Source organism: Candidatus Neomarinimicrobiota bacterium (genome assembly GCA_041862535.1).
Taxonomy (GTDB): domain Bacteria; phylum Fidelibacterota; class Marinisomatia; order SCGC-AAA003-L08; family TS1B11.
This window is the reverse complement of record JBGVTM010000259.1, coordinates 1-4,980: the sequence shown is the minus strand read 5'-3', so window position 1 is coordinate 4,980 and position 4,980 is coordinate 1. Positions and strand designations below refer to the sequence as shown.

General features: G+C 53.1%; 3 protein-coding genes. 2 read left to right on the top strand and 1 reads right to left on the bottom strand.

The features are described from left to right. Positions 1–453 (top strand): DUF3347 domain-containing protein (locus ACETWG_09520; protein MFB0516824.1); only part of this gene is annotated, 453 nt, incomplete at its 5' end. A gap of 40 nt (positions 454–493) precedes the next feature. Beyond that, entirely contained in the window at positions 494–4,381 is a 3,888-nt protein-coding gene (locus tag ACETWG_09515; protein MFB0516823.1) for an efflux RND transporter permease subunit, read from the top strand. Between the two features lie 97 nt (positions 4,382–4,478). Here ACETWG_09515 and ACETWG_09510 read toward each other — a convergent pair whose 3' ends face one another. Further along, on the bottom strand, positions 4,479–4,802 hold the full coding sequence (locus ACETWG_09510; protein MFB0516822.1) for a hypothetical protein: 324 nt from the start codon (positions 4,800–4,802) through the stop codon (positions 4,479–4,481). Between the last annotated feature and the right edge of the window lie 178 nt (positions 4,803–4,980).

Sequence of the window (4,980 nt, the reverse complement as noted above, 5' to 3'; positions counted from 1 at the left end):
GCACAGTTCAAACAACAGCTTGGAGAAGTCCTCGACTTGTATGTTGTCCTTCAGGAGGCCCTAGCTGGAGATAATTTCCAATCCGCAAAAGAGGCGAGCAAGAAACTCGGTTGGGCGATCAAACGTGTGGAAGTGCACGTGCTGCAGGGCGAGGCTCACGTAATCTCGATGAAGGCACTTGAACTGCTCACCGCCGGGCTTGGTAAAATCCTTGAAGCTAAAGATATCACGCACATGCGAAACGGATTCGAACCGCTTTCCGTCGGTATGGCCCTTGCAGTGGCGAAGCTCGGGGTCCGGACGGAAGGAGCGATTTTCGAGCTCTCCTGCCCGATGGCGTTTGAGAACAAAGGCGCTACCTGGCTTCAAAAGGACACGGACATCCGCAACCCTTACTTCGGCTCGGTCATGGCCAAATGCGGCGAGGTCAGGCGACAGCTCAAGGCTGAATAGAAGCGGACGCTTCTGATGGAGGAGTTTGGAGGACATACCCATGGATGAAAAAACCGATCAGCCGGTCACCTCATCGTGGATCGATAGGCTCATCCGATTCTGTCTAGAGAAGAGAGTCATCGTTTTTTTGATTGTCCTCTTGGCTCTTAGTTGGGGCATAATGGTTGCCCCCTTTGACTGGAACCTGGGAGGATTGCCGCGGAGCCCTGTTCCGGTAGATGCTATCCCCGATATCGGGGAGAATCAGCAGATCGTTTTCACTGCATGGATGGGCCGTTCCCCGCAGGATGTGGAAGATCAGATCACCTACCCACTCACCGTGTCGCTCCTCGGTGTCCCTGGGGTAAAGACAATCCGCAGTTACTCCATGTTCGGTTTTTCAAGCATATATGTGATCTTCAAGGACGAGGTCGACTTTTACTGGTCTCGGTCACGTGTGCTTGAGAAATTGAATAGCCTGCCGGCGGGTACGCTTCCCGAAGGGGTGCAGCCGGCCCTTGGTCCGGATGCTACAGGCCTCGGTCAAATTTTCTGGTACACACTGGAAGGGCACGATGAGCAAGGAAATCCGACAGGTGGCTGGGATCTGCACGAACTGAGGTCCATCCAGGACTGGTACATCCGCTATGCACTGTTGTCCGCTGATGGTGTAAGCGAAGTTGCCTCTGTTGGTGGTTTTCTAAAGGAGTATCAGATTGACGTTGATCCTGACGCTATGCGGGCTCATGAGGTGAAGCTCGACCAGGTATTCAGCGCAGTTAAGATGAGCAATATAGACGTAGGGGCACGCACCATTGAGGTAAACAAGGTTGAGTATGTCATTCGAGGACTGGGGTTTGTCAAGAGCCTGAGTGATCTTGAATATGCCGTTGTCAAGGTCAGCGACAACGTCCCCATTTACGTGAAAGATGTCGCGAAAGTAACGGTTGGGCCAGCGCTCAGACGCGGTGCACTCGACAAAGAGGGAGCTGAAGTAGTCGGCGGAGTCGTTGTCGTTCGATACGAGCAAAACCCCCTAGCCACGATTAAGAGTGTGAAGAAGAAGATCCAGGAAATTTCAGCCGGTCTCCCTAAAAAGCTTCTTCCCAACGGTACCCTAAGCCAAGTAAAGATTGTGCCGTTCTATGATCGAACCGGTCTGATCTACGAGACACTGGGGACGCTAAACACAGCGCTGACCGAAGAGATACTGGTGACTGTGATAGTAGTCATCATCATGGTGATGCACTTGAAGAGTTCCGTGCTCATATCCGGACTTCTTCCGCTTGCCGTACTCATGTGCTTCATAGCAATGAAGGCCTTCGGTGTGGATGCCAATATTGTGGCGCTGTCTGGTATCGCCATCGCCATTGGGACCATGGTGGACATGGGGATCGTTGTCTGTGAAAACATCCTCAAACACCTGGACATAGCAGATCCAAAAGAGAATCGCCTTGAAGTGGTTTTTCGTGCCTGCAGGGAAGTGGGCCACGCTGTGCTTACTGCGATATCGACTACGATCATAAGCTTCCTCCCGGTCTTCACCATGGAGGCAGCAGAGGGAAAGCTCTTCAAGCCCCTTGCCTTCACAAAGACCTTCGCTCTTCTTGCCTCTGTTATCGTGGCGCTCACAGTCATTCCCCCCGCTGCTCACATTCTGTTTGCAGGCAAGATTCCAGGCCTGAAGCTGCGACGCATTTTTCACTGGATCTTGGTCCTAATCGGTATGACCATGGCGCTGATCGCGACCTGGTGGGCGGGTGCACTGATTGCGCTTATCGGTGTGTACCGTTTGGCCGAGGGATGGATGCCTGAGCGTGTGAAGCGATGGATGCCCTGGGTGGGTAATGGGCTGGCAGTCTTTGCGGTGGCACTCGTACTATCTTACCACTGGCTCCCCCTTGGTCCTGAAAAAGGTATTGGTCGCAATTTATTGTTCGTAGCGGTGCTCCTCGGCGGAGTGCTACTCCTTTTCCAGCTTTTCATGCGCGCCTACGAGCCTATATTGCGGTGGTGCCTGGACCACAAGGCTATCTTTCTCTCTGTTCCCGCTTTGATCACTTTCCTGGGGTTGATGATCTGGTTCGGATTCAACCCCTTTTTCGGCTGGTTGCCAGACCGGATCAAAAGTATGCCTCAAGTCTCCTACGTGTCACATAAGTTTCCTGGGTTAGGAAAGGAATTCATGCCTCCACTTGACGAGGGCTCTTACCTATTCATGCCAACCACGATGCCGCACGCCTCGATTGGCGAGGCACTGGATGTCCTTCAAAAGCAGGATATGGCAATCCGGCGCATACCTGAGGTCGAATCGGTGGTGGGGAAGATCGGGCGAGTCGAGTCTGCCCTTGACCCGGCGCCCATCTCTATGATTGAGACAGTCATAAACTATAAACCTGAGTATATCGTTGATCGGAGCGGGAAACGCCTCTCCTTTCGTTTCTCGCCTGACGAAACAGATTTCTTTCGCAATGAAGATGGGGTGCCGCTCACAGCACCAGATGGTGAGCCATACGTAGTGAGGGGACGCTTCATCCGCAACGACACCGGCCGCCTTATACCCGATCCTGATGGGAAGCCTTTCAGGTTATGGCGTCCCCCTTTAGACCCGGATCTAAACAATGGTCGAAATGCATGGGAGGGTATTCGAAAGCCAGATGATATCTGGGACGCTATCCTCAAAGCTACTGAGATTCCCGGAACGACTTCTGCTCCCAAGCTGCAGCCTATAGCAGCGCGGATTGTCATGCTCCAGAGCGGAATGCGGGCACCAATGGGAGTTAAGGTGAAGGGACCGGATCTTGAGAGCATCGAGCAAGTCGGGCTTCAGATCGAGCGGTATCTCAAGGCGGTACCGTCAGTGGAACCATCCACCGTGGTTGCAGACCGCATTGTTGCAAAGCCCTATCTGGAGGTCGATATGGACAGGCCTGCTATCGCGCGCTATGGAGTCAAGATCAAAGACGTTCAAAATGTCATCGAAGTTGCTGTTGGCGGGAAGCGTATCACCACCACCGTGGAGGGGCGGGAGCGGTATCCCGTTCGGGTGAGGTACCTGCGTGAACTGCGCGACAGCATCGAGGGTCTGGAAAGGATCCTCGTCCCCGCCCCTGACGGAACGCAGATACCCCTCACACAGCTTGCCAAGGTCAACTATGTGCGAGGACCGCAGGTGATAAAAAGCGAGGATAGTTTCCTCGTGGGATACGTTATTTTTGATATGAAGCCGGGCTACGCTGAGGTCGATGTTGTTGAGCAGGCTCGGGACTATCTCCATGGGAAACTGAACAGTGGTGAGCTTCAGCTCCCGCCCGGGACAAGCTTCACATTTGCAGGAAGTTACGAAAATCAGGTTCGCTCGGAGAAGAGACTTATGGTAATCCTGCCGCTTGCCCTCTTCATCATATTCGTGATCATATACCTCCAGTTCAATTCGGTGCCCACCACGACTCTGGTCTTCTCCGGTATCCTGGTATCTTGGGCCGGTGGCTTCATCATGATCTGGCTTTACGGCGAGCCATGGTTCCTTGACTTTTCGCTGTTCGGGACCAGTATGCGAGACCTCTTCCAGGTTCGTCCCTTTAACCTGAGCGTAGCCGTGTGGGTGGGATTTCTGGCGCTATTTGGCATCGCTGTCGACAATGGCATTATTATGGCCACCTATCTTGATCAAACGTTTTCCAAAAATAGCCCAACATCGGTGCCTGGTATCCGTGCCGCAACTATCGAGGCTGGCAAGCGTCGGGTGAGACCGTGTCTGATGACTACGGCTACGACGATACTCGCGCTGATTCCAGTCCTGACCTCCACCGGGCGAGGTTCTGACATCATGGTTCCTATGGCGATCCCCTCCTTTGGGGGGATGGTTATCAATGTGGTAACAATCTTAGTGGTTCCGGTCCTCTACTGTGCCATCAGGGAGTTCAGATTGAGGATCGGCACAACATGACGGGTTATTGGGTTTACCCTTAATTCATCTACGGGGGAAAGGGAAATGGCGTTCAAATGACACGGGAAGTTCAAATAGCATCGCCTTTTTGGCCATTTCAGATCTGGAAGAATGTAGAGGGCTCTCCATTGCTGAAGCACACCCCCTGCCTGAGCTTTACCTCCACGGTAGTATCATCGACCGACCGCCGGGAGACGGCAAGAGATAGGACCATCTCGTTCCTCTCCAACGCATACTCAAAGAGGTACTGGAGGACGTTGTGACCCACCACGTTGATGTCGGGCCGCCAGCTCTCCACCACGCGTATGTCACCGCGGCGCTCGGGGATCTCTACTTCTGCCCCGACAAACAGACCCGAGAAAGTCAGGATGAAAAAGGATAAGATCGCGATAGGCGTGCAAATTTTGAGGTATTTTCCCATAGCGCATCAATCTCAAAGCAAAAAAGGCCTCCCGCGGACACAGTCATGGTGCCCTTTGAAGGCCTTTTGAAAGCCCTCCTGATTACCTGCCCTCTATTTCTTCCCGCTTGGGAGCGAGTCAATAGAACGGACTTAGGATAATCAAAAAAGGTTAACGATTGATGGTTCCCCCAGACCG